Raw genomic sequence first — 20349 nt, 5'->3', positions numbered from 1 at the left:
CGGTTCACATTTGTGAGCATGGCCTCGCTGAAGGCCATGCCCGACTCCTGACAACAATAAAAAATAGGAATCACCATGCTCCAGATAGCCCGTAAACCTGTTCATGTGCTGGCCCTTGCACTGGCTGTCGCGGCCTCGGCGCTGGCGCTGAATGCCCAGGCCAAGGATCTGAAGATCGGTTTCAGCCAGGTCACCCTGCAATCTCCCTTCTATGTACAGCTGCGCGATGGCGCCAAGGCCGCCGCGGCCAAGGGCGGCGACGAGCTGATCTTCCTCGACGCCAACGGCGATATCAGCAAGCAGAACAACGACATCCAGGACCTGCTGACCCGCAAGGTCGACATCCTCATCATCAATGCCGTGAACCCTGACGCCGTGGGCGCCGCCCTCGACGCGGCCAAGCGCGCCAAGGTGCCGGTGATTGCCGTCGACCGCGCAATCAATGCGCCGGTGGCCACCACCATCGGCCGCAACAATGCCGAGATGGGCGAGCTGTCCGGCAAGGCCTTGCTCGCCGCCCTCAAGCAGCGCGGCGTGACCAAGGGCAAGATCATCGAGATCCAGGGCGATGCCGGCGGCACGGTGATGAAAGAACGCCGCAAGGGCTTCCACACTGCCCTGGCCGGCACCGACTTCAAGATCATCGACGGCCCTTACAGCGAGTACATGCGCGCCAACGCCGTCACGGCGATGCAGGATTTGCTGCAAGCGCACCCCGACCTCAAGGCCGTGATCGCGCATAACGACGACATGGCCATGGGCGCGCTGCAAGTGCTCACCGAAAGCGGCAAGAAAGACGTGCTGGTGGCCGGGATCGATGGCTTGTCCGAGGCCTTGAATGCCATCCAGAGCGGCGATCAATACGTGGCCACCGCCCTCAACGACCCGCGCTACCTGGGCGAGGTCGCCATTGAGGCCGCGCGGGCCCTGGCGGCCGGCAAATCGGTGCCGAACTTTGTCGACGCCGGCACTCAGGTGGTGACCAAGGCCAACGTGGCCGAGGTCAAGCATGACTCTAGCTTCGGCGAATACCGCCCCGGCGCGCTCTAACGGATCTGCGCCGCCACGTTATGGATTTTTGCGGGCACCTCTTGCAGGAGGTGCCTGTTCGAACGCACTCGTCACTCAACAGAGGAATTCACTGTGAAAGCTGCCGTCATGTACCAACCGGGCGATATCCGGGTCGAAGAGGTTCCAAAACCGGCGGTCAAGGCCGGCCATGCGCTGGTCCGGGTCGCAGCCTGCGGCGTGTGCGGCTCGGATATCCCGCGCATGCTGAGCAAGGGCGCCCACGTGATGCCGCTGATTTGCGGCCATGAATTCGCAGGCTTCATCGAAGAGATCGGCAGCGGCGTCGAAGGCTACGCCATCGGCGAGTTGGTGACCGTGCCGCCGATGATCCCGGACGTCAGCAGCGACCAATATGCCCGTGGCTTTCCGTCCCGTTCGGAGCGCTACGATTACTTTGGCAGCCGCCGCGACGGCGCGTATGCCGAGTACGTCAATGTGCCCCTGAGCAACCTGATCAAGGTGCCCCAAGGCATGGACCCGATTGCCGCGTCCCTGGTGGACCCGGCGGCGATTGCCCTGCATGCGATCTGGAAAGCCGACTTCAAGGCCGGGCAGAGCGGGGCGGTGGTGGGTTGCGGGCCGATCGGCCTGTTTGCGATTCAATGGCTGCGGATCATGGGCGCCAAGGACATCGTCGCCATCGACATCGCCGAAGAAAAACTTGCCATGGCCCGCGAAGCCGGCGCCACCCACACCCTGCTCAGCGGCGCGGCGGATGCCGACCTGCCGCGTTGCCAACTGGTGATTGAAGCCGCAGGCCACCCAAGCTCCATCAACCAGGCCGTGCAACTGACCAAGGCGGGCGGGCACGTGGTGTTTATCGGCATTCCCACCAGCGACGTGGCCCTCAGCACCGCGACGTTCTCGCACTTCCTGCGCCAGGAAATCTCCCTGCACGGCGCGTGGAACTCGTTCTCGGCACCGTTCCCGGGTGACGAGTGGACGGCTTCCATCGACAAACTGGCTTCCGGTGAATTGCAGTGGCAGTTCATGATTACCCACGACTTGCCGCTGGATGAGTTGCCGGCGATGTTCAAGCGGTATGCCGATCGCAGTGAAGTGGCGGCCAAGGTGATTTTCCGTCCCTGAGCCATGCCGTTTGCTGTGTGTCGCCAAGCCCGACAGCGCGGAGCGTTGCCGGGCTTAAAACAAAAAGCGTCGTCGTAAAAAGACGCAGGAGGACTACCGATGACCTTGTTGTTGGGACTGGATTTCGGAACAGGTGGGGTGCGGGCCGGTTTATATGACCTGCACAGCCACAAACTGGTGCACGTCGCCGAGGCGCCGTATGCCACGCAATACCCGCAGTTGGGTTGGGCCGAGCAGGCGCCGGCGGATTGGTGGTCGGCATTGGGCAAAGCCTGCCGGCAGTTGATGGCCCAGGCCGGGCACCCGCAGGTGGCGGCAGTGTGCGTCGCCACCACAGCCTCCACCGTGGTGGTCGCCCAGGCGGACGGCCAACCCCTGGCCCCGGCACTGTTATGGATGGATTGCCGCGCCGCAGCCGAGTCGGCGCGCACCGCCCATGTCAGCCACCCGATGATGAACCAGGGCGGTGACGCCGTGGAGTGGCTGGTGCCCAAGGCCATGTGGCTGGCCGAGCACGAGCCCCAGGTGTACCAGCGCGCCGAGCGCATCTGCGAGGCGGTGGACTGGATCAACTTCCAGCTGACCGGGCGCTGGGTCGCCTCCCAATTGAATGCCAGCTGCAAGTGGAACTACGACACGCTTCAGCAGCGTTTTCCGGTGGAGCTGTACGCCGAACTGGGCGTGCCGGAGCTGGCGCAAAAACTCCCTCAGGAAGTGATCAAGGTCGGCGGCCGCATTGGCCCGTTGAGCGCCGATGCCGCCAACCATCTGGGCCTGGGCCGCGACACCCTGGTGGCCCAGGGCGGCATCGATGCCCACATGGCAATGCTCAGTGCCGGCACCACCGGCGCCGGCGAGCTGTTATTCATCGGCGGTACTTCGGTGGTGCAATTGATGCACACCCCGCAACGGATCGACGTGCCGGGCATCTGGGGGCCGTATCCCGGCGCCTTGCTCGACGGCCAATGGCTGATGGAAGGCGGGCAGGTGTCCGCCGGTTCGATCCTCAACTGGCTGGCGCAAAAGATGTTCGGCCTCGACGATGCCGGTCACCAGCGCCTGATCCGCCAGGCTGCGCAACTGCAGCCAGGCTCCACCGGCTTGCTGGTGCTCGATTACTGGATGGGCAACCGCACGCCGTACCGTTCGCCGGACATGCGCGGGGCGATCATGGGCCTCTCGCTGAACCATGACCGGCATGACCTGTACCGCGCCTCGGTGGAAGCGATTGCCCTGGGCTCGGCGAACATCTTTCATACCTGGCGCTCCGAAGGCATCGAGATCACCCGTGTGGTTGCGGCAGGCGGCTTCCAGAAAAACCCGCTGTGGTTACAGGCCACGGTGGACGCCACCGGTGTGCCGTTCGAAATGGTGCCCCACGACAACCTCACCCTGATCGGCACCGCAGCAGCGGCGGCTTGCGCCTTGGGCGAGTTCGGCAACCTGCAGGAAGCCGCCACCGACTTCACCACCATCGGCCGGCTGGTCGAGCCGGACCCTTACGCCCACGAACAATACATCGAGCTGCTGGGCCGCTACCGCGCCGCCACCGACAGCGTCGCGCCCATCAGTTGCAAGCCGCCGGCGAACCGCACGCTCGGCGTAAGGCCGGCAGCATGAGCGCCCATCCTGAAGAGTCATTTGCCACGCGGTTGTCGGCAGATTCCCAGCGCGATGACCTGATGGTCCAGGTGGCCAAGCTGTATTACGACCTGGAGAAAACCCAAAGCGATATCTCCCGGGAAACCGGCCTGACCCGCTGGCAGGTCAGCCGCCTGCTACGCGAAGCGCGGGATTGCGGGGTGGTGCGCATCGATATCGTCGCCCGCTCGGCCCGCCTGCCGCAGCTGGAAGTGGCGTTGCAACGGCGCTTCGGCCTGCGTGAAGCGCTGGTGCTGGATGTGGAGGACGCTGACACCGCGCTGAACGTGGTGACCCAGGCCGCCGCCCGGTACCTGTGCAATTTGCAGCCGATGCCGGCACTGATCGGCGTGTCGTGGGGCCGCACCCTGACCAAAATGGCCCAGTGGTTGGTGCCGCGCTGGAACGAGGGGGTCAACGTGGTGCTGCTGAACGGCGCGATCAATACGCGCTCGATGGGGGAGCCCAGCCATAACGTTGCCGAACGCTTCGCCCAGGCGGCCCGTGGCCAGGCCACGTTGCTGCCGGTGCCGGCGATCCTGGGGCATGCCCACACCCGCGAAGCGCTGGAGCAAGACCCGGTGATCGCCCAGGTCTTGCGCCTCGGCCAGCAGGCGCCGGTGGCGTGTTTCAGCCTGGGGGAGTTGTCCGATCATTCGGTCCTGATGGAGTCGGGTTACATCGACCGCCCGCTGCTCGAAGCGCTGGAGCGCCTGGGCGCCGTCGGCGACATCATGGGCCGTTTTATCGGCATGGATGGCGAGCCGGTGATGCCCGAACTCGACGCCCGCACCCTGGGCCTGCCGTTGGCCGCGTTGCGCGACAAGGCCTGGTCCATTGCCGTGTGCGTCGGCGCGCAGAAGCACCGCATCGTCCACGCCAGCGTCAAGGCCGGCTACGTCAATGTACTGGCCACCGACGCGGCGACCGCCCGCTATTTGCTGGAGCAGGATCATGAGTGAGTTGGCCCTGGATATCCGTCATGTCAGCAAGCGTTTTCCGCCCAATGTGGTGGCGCTGACTGACGCGTCCCTCGACGTTCGGCCGGGGGAGGTGCATTGCCTGCTGGGTGCCAATGGCGCGGGCAAAAGTACCTTGTTGAAAATCGTCGCCGGCGCTCATCGCCCGGATGGCGGCGAGATGTCGGTGGCCGGGCAGCGTGTGGAGTTGAAGAACCCGCAACAGGCGCGTCAGGCCGGGATCGCGATGATCTATCAGGAACTCGACCTGATCCCGCAGATGACCGTCGAAGAAAACCTGATGCTCGGCTACGCGCCCCAGCGCTTCGGGATTATTTCCCGGGGCAAGCGCAGTGCCTTGGCCAAGGCCGCGCTGTTGCGGGTGGGGGCGAATTTTTCGAGTACCGACCGGGTGGGCAGCCTGTCGATTGCCAATCAGCAATTGGCGGCCATTGCCCGGGCACTGACCTGTGAGGCCCGGCTGGTGGTGATGGACGAGCCTTCGGCGGCGCTGAATGAGACCGAACTCAAGCGGGTGTTCCAGGTGATCCGCGAGATCACGGCGGCCGGGGTGGCGGTGCTGTATGTCAGCCACCGCCTGAATGAAATCCGCGAGATCGGCGACCGGGTCACGGTGCTGCGCGCCGGGCGAACCCTGCAAACCCATGAGCTGGCGCAGATCGATGACCAGGCGCTGATTGCCGCCGTGGTCGGCGAACACCGCGATTTGCTGGAGCGCAGCCCGCGCCAGGCGCCCCGGGAAAACCTCGCGCTGAACATTCGCCGCTTGCGGGGCGAGCAGGGCCTCGACGTGCAAGGACTGGAGGTGCGCCAGGGTGAAATTGTCGGGCTTGCCGGGCTGAACGGAGCGGGGCGCAGCACCTTGCTCAAGGCCTTGTTTGGCGTGGGCCGCAACGACAGCGATGTCGAGCTGTTCGGCCAACCTTATCACCCGCAAACCTCGCGCCAGGCCATTCGCCAGGGCGTCGGGCTGGTGCCGGAAAACCGCAAGACTGAAGGCCTGCTGCTGGACGCGCCGATCTACCGCAACGCGTGTCTGGTGCACACCCGACACCTGAACTGGTTTTCCCATCGCCAGGCCAAGGACCGCGCCGGCCCGGTGCTGCAACGCTTGCAGACCAAACTCGACAACCTCGAGCAGCCGGTGCGTCAGCTCTCCGGTGGCAATCAACAGAAAGTGGTCATGGCCAAGTGGGTGATCGACGGCGCACGCCTGTTGCTGCTGGACGAGCCCAGCCGCGGCCTGGATGTCGGTGCCAAGGCCGACCTCTACGCCCTGGCCCGCAGCCTGGCGCAGGAAGGGGCGGCGGTGCTGGTGGCCAGCAGCGAGCTGGATGAGTTGTACGTCAATTGCGACCGTATCTGGGTGATGCACGAGGGGCGCAATGCGCTGTGTTTCGACCCCTTGAGTGCCAGCCGCGACCAGATCGACCAGGCCATCCTTATCGGTAAAACGAGTGTAGAACCATGACTATTGCGAGCAATCCAAGCCCGGTTTTCGATAAGCCTGTCGCCCTCGCCATCCGCCGTCGCAGTGCGGTACTGGAATGGGTGATGCGCTACAACTTCGTGTTCATTTTCCTGTTTGCCGTGGTGGTGGCGACGTTCCTGTCGGATGACTTCCTGACCTTCGGCAACATCGCCAACCTGTTCCAGCAGGGGGCGATTGTCGGGATCATTGCCATCGGCATGACCTTCGTCATCCTCACTGCCAATATCGATCTTTCAGTGGGCAGCCTGTGTGCCTTCGGCGGGATTCTGGTGGCTGTGCTCCTGCAACAGCAGGTCAGCGGCTGGCTGGCGGTGCCGGCCACGTTGCTGGTGGGCCTGGCCATCGGCACCTTGATGGGCAGCCTGACGGTGTTTGGCAAAGTGCCGAGTTTTATCATCACCCTCGCCGGGTTGGTCTCGCTGCGCGGGGCTACGTTCCTGGCGTCCGATGGAGCGCCGATTGGCGGGTTGCCGGCCAGCTTTACGGCGTTCGGCTCGGCGATGATCGACATCTTGCCCAGCGCGGGTATCGCGTTCCCGGTGCTGGGGCTGATCTTTATCCTGATCACCGTCATCGCCTGGCTGGTGCTGCGCTACACGGTGTTTGGCGAGTATGTGCTCGCCACCGGCGGCAACCTGGAGGCTGCGCGGCTGTCCGGGGTGCCGGTGCGTGCGGTGACGATTGCGGTGTTCGCCATCTGCGGCGGCCTGGCGGCGTTTGCCGGCTTGTTGATGACCTCACGCCTGCACGTCGGCCAACCGACCGCCGCCCAAGGCCTGGAGCTGGATGCGATTGCCGCCGTGGTGCTGGGCGGCACCAGCCTGTTCGGCGGGCGCGGCAGTGTGGTGGGCACGGCGGTGGCGGTGATGCTGCTGCAGGTGCTGCGCAACATCTTCAACCTGCTGGGGCTGGGCTCGTTCTATCAGATGGCGATCACCGGGGTGATCATCGTGCTGGCAATTTTGCTCAACCGCTTGATCGACCATTATGCCGGCCGCACTTGAGGGCACCTTGATGAACGCATCGCGATCCGCGCCGATCAAGGCTGTGATCTTCGACATGGACGGCCTGCTGCTCGACACCGAAGGCATCTACACCGAAGTCACCCAGATGATTGCCGACCGCTACGGCCTCACGTTTGACTGGAGCATGAAGCAGAACACCATCGGCCTGGGGGCCTATGAGCTCGCCAGCTATATCGTGCAGGCCGTGGGCTTGCCGATGAGCCCCGAGGCGTTCCTGCAGGAACGCACGCCGTTGATGAATGCGCGCTTTCCCCAGGCGGCGGCGATGGCCGGGGCCCAGGCGCTGGTGCGGCATTTGTCGGCCCACGGTGTGCCGATAGCGGTGGGCACCAGCTCTTCGCGGCACTATTTCGAGCTGAAAACCACCTTGCACCGTGAGTGGTTCGCCTTGTTCGACGCCATCGTTACGGCGGATGACCCGCAGGTGGGTGCCGCCAAGCCGGCGCCGGACATCTTCCTGGTGGCCGCCGAACGGCTGGGCGTGGCGCCGGCTGACTGCCTGGTGTTCGAGGATTCGCCATTCGGCATCACGGCGGCCAAGGCGGCGGGGATGTACGCCGTGGCCATCCCGGACCCTGCGATGCCGCAGGAGAAGTTCCTGCATGCGGACGGTCGACTGCTGAGCCTGGAGGCGTTTGACTTGCAGGCTTGGGGTTTGCCGTTACCCGATGCGGGATGAGCCTTTTACCGGTCCAAGCGGTGGGACATGACCACCATCGGGATCGCTGTGATGTCGGTGCTGAAAGGGATTTCTGCCAGGCGTTCAAACCCGTAGCGTTGATAAAAGCGCTGGGCGCTTTCGTTGGTCTTGAGTACTTCGAGCCATAACAGCGGTTGCAGGTGGGGGCGTGCGAGCTGGTGTACGTGGTCCAGCAACTGCTGGCCGTAGCCATTACCGGCCGCGGACTTCAGGAAGTAGATTTTTTGCAGTTCGGCGCCTGCTTTATCGCTGCCCGGAACCTCCCGGTTCCAGTTGACCTTGGCGAACCCGACGGCACGTGCCTGTTCATCCAGGGCGAGTAACCAACAATGCGCCGAGGGACGCTCAAGGGTGTCTTGCAGCGATTCGGGGGAGAAGTCCTTGTCCAGGAAGCCCTCCATGCCCGCCGGGCTCCAGATGTCCGAGAAATGCTCGGTGTAGGTTTGGATGCCAATGTCACGCAGCACTTCAACATCGCTGACCGTCGCCTGTTTGATAGTGATCATCTTCCCTGCTCCATGAGGTGCACGCCTGTGCGACGCCCGGTAGGTTACACCGCTTTGCCCGGGTGTATGGTAGACCGGGCAAACACCTGGATTATCTCTGGAGAGAGAGGTGACTATGAGCACTCCCATGCTGAACAAGCTGCATCTCAACGGATACGACATCGTGCAGGTCAACAGTGGTCCGTGGAGGGTCTGTACCAAGGCTGATCGGTTGGCGTCCTTCGGTTCCCGTGAGCAGGCACTGGCGTATGCTGCTGCACTGCCGGGTTACAAGGCGCGGTCGAGGCCCGTTGCCAACGATGCGTGAACCCTCAACAGCCTCGGTCAGCCCGGGGCTTTTTATTGGGAGGTGATTGGGTAATGCATACCTGTGGTGAGGGAGCTTGCTCCCGCTTGACCGGGCTGGCGCTCCAGTGCGAAGCGCTCCCCGGATTTTGGGGCCGCTACGCAGCCCAGCGGGAGCAAGCTCCCTCGCCACGGTGTGGCCTGTACAGCCTAGACGAATGGCTGGCCGCGGAACCCGCGTGGCAGGCGCTGACGGCCTGGCAGATCGGTCAGGCGTTGGGTCCAGGCGCTGCGCCAGTCACCGGCGGCATGGGCGACTTTGGATCGGCGTGCGGCACGCCGGGCGGCGTTGCGTTGGGTGCGGCGGGCTTCCTTGTAGGCTTCTGTATTGCGGCAGGTACGGCATTTGACCCGCTTCAGCTCAGTGCTGGAAGGGAGGTTGTTGCCGTGATGACCGCAGGCAAGATGCCCGGCGACCTTGAAGTGAATGACCATGTAAGCGTCTCCTTCTTGGGGGATGCGTCGCACCGGTAATCTGCTGATGCGCGCGGGCAGGGCGGGCAGCTGTTGGCTGATTTCACCGCTCTGTCTTTTTTATGACAGTTCGCTGCCCCAGGCGTTCGTTTGAGGGTATTGCGCCCCCGTCGATACCCGTAGCACCTGCTGGTAATGCAACGGCGAGCTGCCGATCTCGCGTTTGAATGCGTGGCTGAACGCGCTCTGCGAGCTATAGCCCAGCGAAAGCGCGATATCGATCAGCGAGCTGTTGCCTTCAGCCAGCGCCCGGGCAGCGAGGCGCATGCGCCACTGGGTGAGGTAAGCCATGGGCGACACGCCGGCGACGTCCTTGAAGTATGCCGCGAAGCTTGCTCGCGACATCGCACACGCCTTGGCCAATACCGTCAGTGGCCGGGTTTCTCCCGGCTCTCCATGGATCAGGCGCAAGGCTGGCTCCAGGCGTTTGTCGGTCATGGCGCGCAGCCAACTGCCCGACAGCGGCGGCGCCGTCTCGAAATGCAATCGCAGGATTTCGATGAACATCAGGTGCGCCAGTTGCGATGAGGCCACCGCTGCACCGGGCCGATCGTGGTCACGTTCACGCACCAGTTGATTGAGCAACCAATGCAGCGTGTCCAGTGCGTGGGTCTTGGCGCTCAGGTGGATAAAAGGTGCGAGGGCGGCACGCAGCAGGTGCTCGGAGTCGGTGCTGAGTTCAACCTTGCCACCAATCATGAAGAACTCGTCGCCAGCGCCGTGATAAGCCAGGGCACCCACTCGTTTGTCGAGGATTTGCTGCAGGTCTACCGGTGTTGCACCAAGGTCACTGGCCATGACGTGAGGCCTCTCGGCCGACAGCAGAAACACGTCGCCTTCGTTCACCGCAATGGGCGTGCTTTCGCCCTCCATCTTCAGCCAGCACGTACCCCTCAGCACGCCCCAGAACTTCAACTGGGTGGCAGGTGGAAAGGCGATGGCCCAGCGCCCGCCCGCGACCAGGCCGCCGGACATCACGGAGCGGGCTTGCATGAACGTGAGCAATTCGGAAAACGGATCGGTCATGATTTAGACGCTGGCGTATAAAAACAGGAGTCTAGCGCATTCATCGTCCAGCCAGGATGAATAGACTGGAGGCTCCAACATAACGACAGAGGATTGGATCATGACACCACGCACCTGGTTGATCACCGGCGCCAACAGTGGCTTTGGCCGCGAGATGACCGAGCAGTTATTGGCACGGGGGGAGCGCGTTGCGGGCACGGTCCGGGATTTGGCGAGCATGGCCAACCTGCAAGCACGCCATGGCGAACAATTGTGGCTGGCCGAACTGGACCTGACTGATACCCCGGCCATTCGCCGGGTGGTCGATCAGGCCTTCAAGGCGCTGGGGACTATTGATGTGGTAGTCAGCAACGCCGGTTATGGCTTGTTTGGCGCCGCAGAGGAAATGACCGACCCGCAGATCGAACATCAACTGGACACCAATCTGCTGGGTTCCATCCAACTGCTGCGTGCTGCCCTTGCGCACCTGAGAGCCCAAGGCGGCGGGCGCATTCTGCAACTGTCCACCATGGGCGGCCAGGCCGTGTTCCCGGGCGGCTCGCTGTACCACGCCAGCAAGTGGGGAATTGAGGGTTTCGTCGACGCTCTGGGAGAGGAGGTGGCCTGCTTCAACATCGGCTGCACCCTGATCGAACCGGGCAGCGCACGCACGGATTTTCGCTACCGCAGCGCCCAACTGGCGGCACGCCTGGAGGACTACGACCGCTCGCCCTCAAGCCACGCGCGGCGGATGATCGAAGACCGCACCAGGGTCTCGTCGGGTGACCCGGCCAAGATGGTTGCGATCATGATTGCCAGCGTCGACCAGCACCCCGCGCCCAAGCGCATTGCCCTGGGGCCAGATGCTTATACCGTGATGCACAAGCAACTCAGTGACCGCCTGGCGGCACTGGACGCGCAAAAGGACTTGGCATTTTCCACGGACTTTTCTACGCCGTAACCCAACCGGCATCACTGTTCGTGACGCACCCGCTCGTTTATTCTCCGGGCACACACACAATGTGACTGGAGTGGAAGATGAGTAATCAAGAGTCCCAGGAAGGCGGCTGCCGTTGTGATCGGGTGCGGTTTACCGTGACCGAAAAACCGTTGATCACCATGGCGTGCCACTGCACCGGCTGCCAGAAGATGTCGTCCAGCGCGTTCTCCCTGAGCGCGCTGATCCCCAGCAGCGGATTTACCATCACCCAGGGCAACCCGGTGATCGGCGGGCTGCACGGCGTAGACCGCCATTACTGCTGCCCGCACTGCATGAGCTGGATGTTTTCCCGCCCCAACGGCGTCGAGGATTTGATCAACCTACGGCCCACCATGTTTGATGATGTCAGCGACTATGTGCCGTTCATTGAAACCTGGACCAGTGAAAAGCTGCCGTGGGCGACGACCCCTGCGCAGCACAGCTTTGCGCAGTTGCCGGAGCGAGAGAATTTCCCGGCATTGATACAGGCCTACGCCGAGTTCAACGCCGGTTGAACTAGTCGATCAGCGCCAGCAGGTCGGTGTCGCCCACGTCGCGCCCGGCCTGCGTCAGCAGCGTTGTCACCTGGCCCCGGTGGTGGGTCTGGTGATTGAAGAAATGCACCATCAGTGCATGAAAATTCTTGTTCATGGCCGTGCCTGCCATGTTGCGGTACTGCAGCGGCTGCTCCAGGTCCGGCTCAGTGATCGATTGTGCCCATTCGATGATGAGTCGGTCGAGCCAGGCGCGGTGGGCCGACAATTCTCGAATGTCGGCGAACGCCAGTTGGTCCAGGCGTGGCGGCACTTCCAGCGCGCTTAACGGCGCCAGCGCGGTAAATTGCGCCGGATGCTCGGCGAAACGCTTGAGCCAGACGCGATCACCCAGGGCGAGGTGGTTCAGCGTGCCCAGGATCGAGCTGAAGAACGCGCCACGGTCGGCCATTAACGCCTCGTCGCTCAGGCCGCCGGCAGCCTCGTACACCTTGCGGTTCATCCACTGGTTGTAGCTCGCCATCAAGACAATCTGCTCGGTACGGGTCACGTGGTGCGTCCTCCATGGGGGGTTGGCAGCATGATAGTGCGTGCCTGCCGGGCGGTCATGGTGTTCTGGCGCAGCCGGTCTATTGTTGTTGATCTGGAACTCTGCGCCCTGGGAGGGTGACACCATGAATACCGGCGATCTACTGGAACAATTGCTGCGCGCAGGCCAGGCCTCGACGCGTCAGCAGGGCGGCGCTGCTCCGGCGTCCCAGGGCGGGCTCGGCGATTTGGGCGGGTTGCTCGGCGGCTTGCTGGGCGGCGGTGGCGCTTCAGCTTCCGGCGGTGGCGGCCTGGGCGGTTTGCTCGGCGGGCTGGGTGGCCTGTTGGGCGGAAGTCGTGCGGCGCCCCAAGGTCGCACCAGCGGCACCAACTATGCGGCGCTGGCTTCCCTGGGGATGATGGCGTTCCAGGCGTATCAGGCCTGGCAGCGGCAACAGGCGTCGGCACCGCAGCAGACCTTGCAAACGGTTGACCAATTGTCCGGCGCTCAGGTCGAGGAACACAGCCACGCCGTGCTGCGTGCGTTGATTGCGGCGGCCAAGGCCGATGGCGAGATTGATCAGCGCGAGCAGCAGATGATCTCGGCCGAGATCGGCAAGCACACCGATGATCCGCAGTTGCAGGCATGGCTGGATGCCGAAGTGGCCAAACCGCTGAATCCGGCGGACTTTGCCGAGTTTGCCGCAGACCCGGCGGTGGCGGCCGAGGTGTACCTGGTCAGCGTGATGCTGGTGGATGACCAGCAGGATGCGGAGCGCAATTACCTGGATGAGCTGGCGGGGCAGTTGAAGATTGATCCAGCATTGCAGGTGCATCTGGAGCAGCAGGCCAAGGGGCAGGTTTAGCCGCTGCGGCAAGTCTTGCGTGGTGAGGGGGCTTGTCCCCCGTTGGGCTGCGAAGCGGCCCTGATTCATCCACCGCTGTATTTCTGAAAGATCGCGGTTGCCTTTCTGGGGCCGCTTCGCAGCCCAGCGGGGGACAAGCCCCCTCACCACAGGTTGTGTGTACTTCCCTTGGTTTTTAGAACCTGAGTGTAGCGCCGGTTGTCAGCCACTGATGCCGATCCCCGATCAAACTGCGCCCCACCACCAGGTCCACATCCACATTCTTGCCGATATGCACCCTCGGCCCGGCTTGCCAGGCCTGGTCGCCGCCTTGCTGGCCGTAACGTTCGGCGATCAGCGTCAGCGAGTCGGCGAGGGTGTATTCAAACCCGGTGCCCCAGGTCGGTCGATGGGTTTGGTCGCCGTCGTTATAGGCATGGCTCCAGCCCGCGTTGAAGTTCAGTCGCAGGGCCTCCATGGGCTGCCAGGTAAACGGCACATTCAAGTCCGCACCATCAAACGAATGCTGCCGGTTCAGCGCGTAATGCACGCCGGCAGACGCGGCCAGTTCCAGGCCCAGGTCTTCCCGGGCCCACAACTGCGCCTTGAGCTGCGGATTCACCTGGGTTTCGCCCTCGCCATCATGGTTGGCCCGCGACACGGCGGCAGTCCACTGCAACCACGGAATGGCAGTGGAGGTGCACGCCGGCGCCAGGGTTTCGCTGTGGGTTGAGCCGTCGTGCCGATTGGCGGTGAACCAGGCGTCGACATTGCATTCGCCCGGGGCATTGATCGCGCCGTCGTCGACCACGTAGGAGCCGCCGGCCGCATAGGCATTTGACATCAGGCTGAGCACCAGCACGACGCCCAGGGTCACGCCAACGAAGATCAGATTGCGCCGCACCGCACGTAGCTTCGAGGCGGGCAGGGGATGGAAGGTAACGTGGGTGCTGCGGTTGCGGTATTTGGTGAAACCGTCAGGGGTGTGTTTCTTGTACATGGTGAACCTCGATCAACAGCCTGAGGCGGGTCCCGGCCGGATTTGGCAGGGACGCGCCGTGATTCAAATAGAAAAGGGTGTGCAACTGGGTACCGCTACAACTGGGTTCTTCGTTCTGTCTGGATGCTCCAGTAAGGGTTGATTCAGCTGTCTACCGTCAGCACATGGATGCCGCAGGCCTTGGCCTGGCTCACCAGTTCCGAGGTGTCGTCGCCACCGGGCAGCGCGATGATCACGTCGGGCCGGCTGTCGGTGAGCATGAACTGGTTGCGATGACGCTCGGCCTGCTTGCCATGGCGTTGCCAGTTGGGTGGGTAACGCACCACATCCACGCCGGTTTCCCGGGCCCAGTCCTCCACGTCGCTGCCCAGGAACTGGCTGCCGCCGTGGATCAATACCTGCACCGGGCGCAGGCGGTGGTAGGCGTCCAGCACCTGGCGGGACATTTTTGTATCGGCGTAATGACGACCTGCACAGATCAAGACGCGCATGGTGATGTTTCCTTGTATTGCGTATTGCCATTTATCGACGCGGGCGCAGCAAGCGGAGGCAGGTGCTGTTCAACGTGCTGGAAAAGCCCAGCATGAAGCGCATTTCCACGGCGCTGAGCAGGTTGCGTACGTAAAGCCGTACGCCCAGCACCATCACCGCCTTGGCGGCTTGGGCGAGGCCGTACACCAGCATCGCGCGTGCGGCGTTGTCGAGGTAGCTAATGAGTCGGTTCATTGTCAGTCTCCGCAGGCGCTGGCTATCCATCGATAGCCAGCGCTTTTCAGGGGCGGTTGATCAGTACCACTGCTTGAAGCGGCGGATGTAGAGGGTTTTCATCAGCTGTGCCACGCAGCAGTAGGCGACCAGGGTGCCCACCAGCCATGGGAAGTACGCCAGTGGCAGCGGCTCCAGGCCCACCATCGCGCCCAGCGGCGAGAACGGTACGTAGATGCCCAGCCCGATCACGATGCACGTCATCATCATCACCGGCCATGCGGCGTTGCTCTGGAAGAACGGGATCTTGCGGGTGCGCAGCATATGCACCACCAGGGTTTGCGAGAGCAGCCCCTCGATGAACCAGCCGGACTGGAACAGGGTCTGCATTTCCACGCTGTTGGCCGAGAACACGTACCACATCAGGGCAAAGGTGGTCATGTCGAAGATCGACGAGGTCGGTCCGATCCAGATCATGAAGCGGCCAATGTTTTTCGCATCCCACTTGCGTGGCTTGGCCAGGTATTCCTTGTCCATCTTGTCCCACGGCAAGGCCAGCTGAGAGATGTCGTACATCAGGTTTTGCAGCAGCAGGTGGATCGACAGCATCGGCAGGAACGGAATGAATGCACTGGCCACCAGCACCGAGAACACGTTGCCGAAGTTGGAACTGGCGGTCATGTTCAGGTACTTCATGATATTGCCGAAGGTCTCACGGCCTTTCAGCACGCCTTCTTCCAGCACCATCAGGCTCTTTTCCAGCAGGATGATGTCGGCCGATTCCTTGGCGATGTCCGTCGCGCTGTCCACCGAGATACCCACGTCGGCGTCCCGCAGGGCCGGTGCATCATTGATGCCGTCGCCGAGGAAACCCACGGTGTGGCCGTTGGACTGCAAGGTCTTGAGCACCCGGGACTTTTGCAGCGGCGTCAGCTTGGCAAACACCGTGCGTTCCTCAACCCGCAGCTTGAGGGTGGCGTCGTCCATCGCTTCGATTTCCACGCCCAGCAACGGCACGCCGGGCTCCAGGCCGACCTGGCGGCAGATCTTGCTGGTGACGATGGCGTTGTCGCCGGTGAGCACTTTGACCGCCACACCAATTTCGCGCAGGGCAGCGATGGCCGGGCCTGCGGTTTCCTTTGGCGGATCGAGGAAGGTCAGGAAACCACGGATCACCAGGTTGCGCTCATCGGCGGTGGTGTACTGGTTGCGCGCCAGCGCCTTTGGAATGTTGCGGGTGGCAACCACCAGTACCCGGAAGCCGTCTTCGTTGTAATCCTGGGCAATCGCCAGCAACTCGTTGCGACGACGATCATCCAGCTCGACGGCAACGTCACCTTCCATCACGTGGGTGGAAATGCTCAGCATCTCCTCGACCGCGCCCTTGCACACCAGCAGGTGATCGTTTTGCGCATCCTTGACCACAATCGACAGGCGACGGCGGATAAAGTCGAACGGCAATTCATCGACCTTGCTGTAGGCGAACGGCACCTGGAACTTCGGGTTCTGTTCCGAGAACTGTACGACCGCCTGGTCCATCAGGTTCTTCATGCCGCTTTGGTGATGGCTGTTGAGCCAGGCCAGGGTCAGTACCGAGTCATCACGGTTGCCAAAGGCGTTGACGTGGTGCTCGAGGATGATCTTGTCCTGGGTCAGGGTGCCGGTCTTGTCGGTGCATAGCACGTCCATTGAACCGAAGTTCTGGATCGCGTTGAGGCGCTTGACCACCACTTTGCGCTTGGCCATGGCGGTTGCGCCCTTGGCCAGGTTGGCGCTGACGATCATCGGCAGCATTTCCGGGGTCAGGCCCACCGCAACTGCCAGGGCGAACAACAGGGCATCGCTCCAGTCACCCTTGGAGAAACCGTTGAGGAAGAACACGATCGGCGTCATCACCAGCATGAAGCGGATCAACAGCCAGCTGACGCTGTTCACCCCACGGTCAAACGCGGTTTGTACCCGGGAACCGACAATCGCCTTGGCCAGGGAGCCAAAGTAGGTGCGTGGGCCGGTGGCAACCACCACGGCTTTCGCCCGGCCGCTGACCACGTTGGTGCCCATGAAGCAGATGTTCGGCAAGTCCAGCAGGTTGCCCTGGTCTGCCGCCGTGGAGGTGGCGGATTTTTGCGTGACATCGCCCAGGGTGTCGTACTTCTCCACCGGCAAGGCTTCGCCGGTCAGCACGGCCTGGCTGATGAACAGGTCGCGGGACTCGATCAGGCGGATGTCGGCCGGGATCATGTCGCCGGCTGACAGTTGCACGATATCGCCGGCCACCAGGTCGCGCATCGGCACTTCCCGCAGGGTCGGCGTGGAGCCCACTTGTTCGCGGCGCAACACCGTGGCAGTGGTGCGCACCATGGCTTTCAAGGCTTCGGCGGACTTGGCTGAGCGGTGTTCCTGCCAGAACCGCAGCAGGCTGCTGAGCATGACCATGGTCATGATAATGATGACCTTGGTCAGGTCGGCTTCTTCACCGGCCTGCAGCGGCAGCCAGTAATCGGTAACGAAGCTGATGCCGCCCAGGGTCAGCAGCACATAGATGAACGGGTTGTTCAGTGCCTGGAGGAATTGCACGATGGCGTGAGGCGGCTTGTCGTGGGCCACCTCGTTGTAGCCTTCACGTTGCAGGCGGGCAGAGGCGTCCAGTTCGGTCAGGCCATCCTTGGTTGCCCGGACATTGGCGAGGGTTGCCGAGAGGCCGTTCTGGGCTTCGCGGGCAGCACGCATCGACAGCTTGGTGTCGGTGTCGGTGCCGTTTTTCTTGTGCAGTTTCGGGTTTTTTACTGCGCTCATTGTGTGTACTCCTGTCGCCAATTTTTCGACAAAACATACCCGGTACTTACCTGATGACAGGCGAGCGAAAGCATGCCGAGTCGCTGACTTCGCGATCGGTTTAAATAAAGTGTTGAGTAACTTTCTAGAGGCCCGCTAACAGCGTGTTAGTTAAATAGCGCGCAGCGGGCTACTACTGGCTTCGTCCATAGAGAACTCCAGCGAATCAATTAACGGATAATCAGGAAGTTGCTGTTTCCAGCCGGCTTACGCCGCGCGAGCGTCCACGTAGAGGCTCAGCATCAGGCTCGCTTGCGCGACCAGGCCGGAAACGTCCCGTCTCTGTGGGTCTTGAGGGTCGGCGTGATCCCATTGCTGGACCAGGTGGCCGGTGGTGGGGCAGATACGCCAGTGGGCCAGGGGAGCCGGGCACACGCGGGGGGATGAGGTCACAAAAGCGCTGCGGGTAGGCGAAAAGCCTACGGGCTCGCGGCACAATTTGGCACGCAGGGCCGACGCCAGCGTACGCAGATCAGGCAAAGCAATCAGTTGAAAGGTCATAACACACCTCGGGACCGGACTGGCATCCGGTGAGGCAGTTACGTTGGAGCGTCAGGCTCTAGCGCAGCTTACTCGGCCGGAAAGGCGAGTCCCGTCATTTTCTCTGGGTTTTGCGCCCGATTCGCCGCATTCACGGTGATCGGACAGCGACTAGATACTGTGTCCATTGGCTTCTTTTGTGAGGTTAAAAAATGGCCCGGAGTTGCAGGCACGGGCAATCTACTCAGGCAGTTGCTGCCTGTCAACATTTAATGACTTAATTTGTTACCGGTTCAGAGTTCGTTCAGACAAAAGGGGAGGGAAGTTCTAGTATCCAACGCACTTATTGATAAAAGATCTGTACCGGGTGGATAAAGCGGAGTGACAATACCGCAACAACATCCTGATGTATTTGCGCACGAGGCAACTTCCCATGTTTGATGTTCTCGGCAATAGAACCTATCGCCACTTGTTCCTGGCGCAGATCATCGCGCTGATCGGCACCGGCTTGACCACCGTTGCGCTGGGCTTGTTGGCGTTCGACCTGGCGGGTGCCCAGGCGGGCGCGGTGTTGGGCACGGCGCTGGCGATCAAGATGGCCGCCTATATCGGCGTTGCCCCGGTGGCCGCGGCCTTCGCCGAGCGCCTGCCACGTCGGGCGATGCTGGTGACCCTGGACCTGACCCGGGCGCTGGTGGCCCTGGCGCTGCCGTTTGTGACGCAGGTGTGGGAGATCTACCTGTTGATCTTTGTCTTGCAGTCGGCCTCGGCGGCGTTTACCCCGACCTTCCAGGCGACCATCCCGGACATCCTCACCGATGAAAAGCAGTACACCAAGGCGCTGTCCCTGGCTCGTTTGGCCTACGACATGGAAAGCGTAGTGAGCCCGATGCTGGCCGCCGCATTGCTGACGGTGATCAGCTTCCACAGCCTGTTTGCCGGTACGTCAGTGGGGTTTGTGGTGTCGGCGCTGCTGGTGTCTTCGGTGCTGCTGCCTCAGGCCCGGGCGATGGTGCCTCGCAGCATTTATGAACGCACCACCCGCGGCGTACGGATCTTCCTTGCGACACCGCGCCTGCGCGGGTTGTTGGCGTTGAACCTGGCGGTGGCGGCGGCCAGCTCCATGGTGATCGTCAACACCGTGGTGCTCGTGCAGTCGCGCTTTGAATTGCCGCAACGGTTTACTGCGATGGCACTGGCGGCGTTTGGTGCGGGGTCGATGATTGCCGCATTGGCGTTGCCCGGGCTTCTGAAAAACATCAGTGACCGAGTGGCGATGTTGGCGGGGGGCGGGTTGTTGATAGTGGGGTTGAGCGCCGGTATCCAGTTGTCGGGTTACGGCCAGTTGTGGGTGTTGTGGTGTGTGCTGGGGGTTGGTTACTCGTTGGCGCAAACACCGGGAGGGCGTTTGTTGCGTCGTTCTGCGCACGCTGAAGATCGTCCGGCGTTGTTTGCCGCACAATTTGCGCTGTCTCACGTTTGCTGGTTGATCACTTATCCGCTGGCGGGTTGGTTGAGTGCCAATGCGGGGTTGGTGGCGTCGTTTGCCGCGATGGCGGTGATAGCGGTGTTGGCGCTGATGGCTTGCGTTTTTCTGTGGCGACCGGGTCATGAGCAAATCCAGATGCTCCATCGTCATGATGATCTGCCGGAGGGGCATCCGCACTTGGCGCTTAACCATGGCGGGGTGCACAGGCACGACTATGTTATCGATGATCTGCATCGTCGGTGGCCGGCTTGATCAGCGGCGTGGCTTGATTTTTCCGGGGTGGGGCATATCCGTTTTTTTTGTGATGGCTTCGATTGGTTCCGCTCTTACAGCGGCTCACTTTTGAAAAGCGCAAAAGTAAGCAAAACGCTCTTGCCCCACCACTCGGCACCTCGCCTAGGCTCGGTGTGCCCTTGTAAGATTGTTTTCACCTGCTTCAGACCGTAGTGCCCTCTGATTTCGAGATCGTGAGTGAGCATGGGTCGGAGCAGGTTCCTTCCTAAACTAGTCCGAACGGTTGCCTGGGCGCAAAGCCCGATTCTGCAAGGTTGGACGTGAGGAAAAACGCTATGGACCATGACTCTGCGTTCGTCGGAATTGATGTTTCCAAAAACAAGCTCGACTCATTCGTCAGCACTACTGGCCAAGTCGAACAGTTTTTCAATA

General features: G+C 62.3%; 21 protein-coding genes. 12 read left to right on the top strand and 9 right to left on the bottom strand.

The window, feature by feature from the left end; translation table 11 throughout:
- Positions 1-75 precede the first annotated feature (75 nt).
- The 7 genes from P3C29_RS06510 (at position 76) to P3C29_RS06480 (ending at position 7977) form a co-directional block, all read left to right on the top strand.
- Entirely contained in the window at positions 76-1050 is a 975-nt protein-coding gene (locus P3C29_RS06510) for a substrate-binding domain-containing protein (RefSeq protein ID WP_275964125.1), read from the top strand.
- 93 nt (positions 1051-1143) lie between these two features.
- Complete coding sequence (locus P3C29_RS06505) at positions 1144-2160, top strand: galactitol-1-phosphate 5-dehydrogenase (protein WP_275964124.1); 1017 nt, start codon at positions 1144-1146, stop codon at positions 2158-2160.
- Between the two features lie 99 nt (positions 2161-2259).
- A complete protein-coding gene (locus P3C29_RS06500) occupies positions 2260-3780 on the top strand; it encodes an FGGY-family carbohydrate kinase (protein WP_201124315.1) in 1521 nt (506 codons plus the stop codon).
- A complete protein-coding gene (locus tag P3C29_RS06495; RefSeq protein ID WP_010171473.1) occupies positions 3777-4763 on the top strand; it encodes a sugar-binding domain-containing protein in 987 nt (328 codons plus the stop codon). The genes P3C29_RS06500 and P3C29_RS06495 overlap by 4 nt, the downstream gene beginning before the upstream one ends.
- Entirely contained in the window at positions 4756-6252 is a 1497-nt protein-coding gene (locus tag P3C29_RS06490) for a sugar ABC transporter ATP-binding protein (RefSeq protein WP_010171472.1), read from the top strand. The genes P3C29_RS06495 and P3C29_RS06490 overlap by 8 nt, the downstream gene beginning before the upstream one ends.
- Positions 6249-7277, top strand: coding sequence for an ABC transporter permease (locus P3C29_RS06485; protein WP_275964123.1), 1029 nt, complete (start codon positions 6249-6251; stop codon positions 7275-7277). Before P3C29_RS06490 ends, P3C29_RS06485 begins: the two co-directional genes overlap by 4 nt.
- Before the next feature lie 10 nt (positions 7278-7287).
- A complete protein-coding gene (locus P3C29_RS06480; protein WP_201124314.1) occupies positions 7288-7977 on the top strand; it encodes an HAD-IA family hydrolase in 690 nt (229 codons plus the stop codon).
- A 5-nt stretch (positions 7978-7982) separates the two neighbouring features.
- On the opposite strand, the gene P3C29_RS06475 is transcribed toward P3C29_RS06480, so the two are convergent.
- Positions 7983-8504, bottom strand: a complete 522-nt coding sequence (locus P3C29_RS06475) for a GNAT family N-acetyltransferase (RefSeq protein ID WP_275964121.1) — start codon at positions 8502-8504, stop codon at positions 7983-7985.
- Between the two features lie 115 nt (positions 8505-8619).
- Here P3C29_RS06475 and P3C29_RS06470 point away from each other — a divergent pair, with 115 nt between their 5' ends.
- A complete protein-coding gene (locus tag P3C29_RS06470) occupies positions 8620-8811 on the top strand; it encodes a hypothetical protein (protein WP_023658809.1) in 192 nt (63 codons plus the stop codon).
- A gap of 188 nt (positions 8812-8999) precedes the next feature.
- Here the strand turns inward: P3C29_RS06470 and P3C29_RS06465 are convergent, their stop codons facing one another.
- Positions 9000-9284 carry a hypothetical protein gene (locus tag P3C29_RS06465; protein WP_201124312.1) on the bottom strand — a complete coding sequence of 95 codons (285 nt, stop codon included), beginning with the start codon at positions 9282-9284 and terminating at the stop codon, positions 9000-9002.
- 99 nt (positions 9285-9383) lie between these two features.
- Positions 9384-10349, bottom strand: a complete 966-nt coding sequence (locus tag P3C29_RS06460) for an AraC family transcriptional regulator (protein WP_275964120.1) — start codon at positions 10347-10349, stop codon at positions 9384-9386.
- Positions 10350-10449: 100 nt separating this feature from the next.
- Here P3C29_RS06460 and P3C29_RS06455 point away from each other — a divergent pair, with 100 nt between their 5' ends.
- A complete protein-coding gene (locus tag P3C29_RS06455) occupies positions 10450-11289 on the top strand; it encodes an SDR family oxidoreductase (RefSeq protein ID WP_275964119.1) in 840 nt (279 codons plus the stop codon).
- Positions 11290-11366: 77 nt separating this feature from the next.
- A complete protein-coding gene (locus tag P3C29_RS06450; RefSeq protein ID WP_169388626.1) occupies positions 11367-11822 on the top strand; it encodes a GFA family protein in 456 nt (151 codons plus the stop codon).
- 1 nt (position 11823) lies between these two features.
- Here the strand turns inward: P3C29_RS06450 and P3C29_RS06445 are convergent, their stop codons facing one another.
- Positions 11824-12351, bottom strand: a complete 528-nt coding sequence (locus P3C29_RS06445) for a DinB family protein (protein WP_201124309.1) — start codon at positions 12349-12351, stop codon at positions 11824-11826.
- Positions 12352-12475: 124 nt separating this feature from the next.
- Here P3C29_RS06445 and P3C29_RS06440 point away from each other — a divergent pair, with 124 nt between their 5' ends.
- Positions 12476-13195 (top strand): tellurite resistance TerB family protein, encoded by a 720-nt coding sequence (locus tag P3C29_RS06440; RefSeq protein WP_201124308.1) that lies wholly within the window; start codon positions 12476-12478, stop codon positions 13193-13195.
- 175 nt (positions 13196-13370) lie between these two features.
- On the opposite strand, the gene P3C29_RS06435 is transcribed toward P3C29_RS06440, so the two are convergent.
- The 5 genes from P3C29_RS06435 to P3C29_RS06415 all read right to left on the bottom strand — a co-directional run bounded on the left by P3C29_RS06435 (position 13371) and on the right by P3C29_RS06415 (position 18215).
- Positions 13371-14174 (bottom strand): hypothetical protein, encoded by an 804-nt coding sequence (locus tag P3C29_RS06435; protein ID WP_275964118.1) that lies wholly within the window; start codon positions 14172-14174, stop codon positions 13371-13373.
- Positions 14175-14317: 143 nt separating this feature from the next.
- Positions 14318-14665, bottom strand: coding sequence for a DUF2493 domain-containing protein (locus P3C29_RS06430; protein ID WP_010171459.1), 348 nt, complete (start codon positions 14663-14665; stop codon positions 14318-14320).
- A 31-nt stretch (positions 14666-14696) separates the two neighbouring features.
- Positions 14697-14900, bottom strand: coding sequence for a hypothetical protein (locus P3C29_RS06425; RefSeq protein ID WP_275964117.1), 204 nt, complete (start codon positions 14898-14900; stop codon positions 14697-14699).
- 60 nt (positions 14901-14960) lie between these two features.
- Complete coding sequence (mgtA, locus tag P3C29_RS06420; RefSeq protein ID WP_010171455.1) at positions 14961-17675, bottom strand: magnesium-translocating P-type ATPase; 2715 nt, start codon at positions 17673-17675, stop codon at positions 14961-14963.
- A 246-nt stretch (positions 17676-17921) separates the two neighbouring features.
- Positions 17922-18215, bottom strand: a complete 294-nt coding sequence (locus tag P3C29_RS06415) for a hypothetical protein (RefSeq protein WP_010171453.1) — start codon at positions 18213-18215, stop codon at positions 17922-17924.
- 412 nt (positions 18216-18627) lie between these two features.
- Here P3C29_RS06415 and P3C29_RS06410 point away from each other — a divergent pair, with 412 nt between their 5' ends.
- Positions 18628-19935, top strand: a complete 1308-nt coding sequence (locus P3C29_RS06410) for an MFS transporter (RefSeq protein WP_275964116.1) — start codon at positions 18628-18630, stop codon at positions 19933-19935.
- Positions 19936-20349 lie beyond the last annotated feature (414 nt).

The organism is Pseudomonas sp. 1912-s (genome assembly GCF_029269205.1).
GTDB lineage: Bacteria > Pseudomonadota > Gammaproteobacteria > Pseudomonadales > Pseudomonadaceae > Aquipseudomonas.
This window is presented reverse-complemented; position numbering and strand designations above follow the sequence as displayed.

Coding starts and splice junctions, on each gene's coding strand:
- P3C29_RS06510 (WP_275964125.1), top strand. CDS start 76: ATGCTCCAGATAGCCCGTAAACCTGTTCATGTGCTGGCCCTTGCACTG.
- P3C29_RS06500 (WP_201124315.1), top strand. CDS start 2,260: ATGACCTTGTTGTTGGGACTGGATTTCGGAACAGGTGGGGTGCGGGCC.
- P3C29_RS06495 (WP_010171473.1), top strand. CDS start 3,777: ATGAGCGCCCATCCTGAAGAGTCATTTGCCACGCGGTTGTCGGCAGAT.
- P3C29_RS06490 (WP_010171472.1), top strand. CDS start 4,756: ATGAGTGAGTTGGCCCTGGATATCCGTCATGTCAGCAAGCGTTTTCCG.
- P3C29_RS06485 (WP_275964123.1), top strand. CDS start 6,249: ATGACTATTGCGAGCAATCCAAGCCCGGTTTTCGATAAGCCTGTCGCC.
- P3C29_RS06480 (WP_201124314.1), top strand. CDS start 7,288: ATGAACGCATCGCGATCCGCGCCGATCAAGGCTGTGATCTTCGACATG.
- P3C29_RS06475 (WP_275964121.1), bottom strand. CDS start 8,504: ATGATCACTATCAAACAGGCGACGGTCAGCGATGTTGAAGTGCTGCGT.
- P3C29_RS06470 (WP_023658809.1), top strand. CDS start 8,620: ATGAGCACTCCCATGCTGAACAAGCTGCATCTCAACGGATACGACATC.
- P3C29_RS06465 (WP_201124312.1), bottom strand. CDS start 9,284: ATGGTCATTCACTTCAAGGTCGCCGGGCATCTTGCCTGCGGTCATCAC.
- P3C29_RS06460 (WP_275964120.1), bottom strand. CDS start 10,349: ATGACCGATCCGTTTTCCGAATTGCTCACGTTCATGCAAGCCCGCTCC.
- P3C29_RS06455 (WP_275964119.1), top strand. CDS start 10,450: ATGACACCACGCACCTGGTTGATCACCGGCGCCAACAGTGGCTTTGGC.
- P3C29_RS06450 (WP_169388626.1), top strand. CDS start 11,367: ATGAGTAATCAAGAGTCCCAGGAAGGCGGCTGCCGTTGTGATCGGGTG.
- P3C29_RS06440 (WP_201124308.1), top strand. CDS start 12,476: ATGAATACCGGCGATCTACTGGAACAATTGCTGCGCGCAGGCCAGGCC.
- P3C29_RS06435 (WP_275964118.1), bottom strand. CDS start 14,174: ATGTACAAGAAACACACCCCTGACGGTTTCACCAAATACCGCAACCGC.
- P3C29_RS06430 (WP_010171459.1), bottom strand. CDS start 14,665: ATGCGCGTCTTGATCTGTGCAGGTCGTCATTACGCCGATACAAAAATG.
- P3C29_RS06425 (WP_275964117.1), bottom strand. CDS start 14,900: ATGAACCGACTCATTAGCTACCTCGACAACGCCGCACGCGCGATGCTG.
- mgtA (WP_010171455.1), bottom strand. CDS start 17,675: ATGAGCGCAGTAAAAAACCCGAAACTGCACAAGAAAAACGGCACCGAC.
- P3C29_RS06415 (WP_010171453.1), bottom strand. CDS start 18,215: ATGACCTTTCAACTGATTGCTTTGCCTGATCTGCGTACGCTGGCGTCG.
- P3C29_RS06410 (WP_275964116.1), top strand. CDS start 18,628: ATGTTTGATGTTCTCGGCAATAGAACCTATCGCCACTTGTTCCTGGCG.